The 286-nt window shown below is 63.3% G+C and carries 1 pseudogene; it reads left to right on the forward strand.

Annotated features, from left to right (window positions below):
- Positions 1-286 (forward strand): annotated as a pseudogene (locus ACYP5B_RS47875) (IS4 family transposase); the annotation flags it as partial.

The raw sequence follows: 286 nt of genomic DNA on the forward strand, positions 1-286 counted from the left end.
TTTGCTCACCTCAATGACTGGCTGCTTCAGCAAGTGTCCAACCATTTGCCGCGCTGGCATGGCTTTCGGCTGGTCGCCGCGGACGCCTCACACCTGCGTTTCGCCATCCGCCACAGCCATCTCCCGCGAGCCGCCACCCGCGATCAACTCGCCTTCGGCCTGTACCTGCCCGGTGCCGAGATCACGCTCGCCGCCTCACTGCATAGCGTGCACGAGAACGAACGCCAGATCCTGTTCGAGCATCTGGATCGCCTGCAATCCGACGACTTGCTCTTGCTCGACCGCG

This window comes from Cupriavidus sp. 8B (assembly GCF_054589115.1).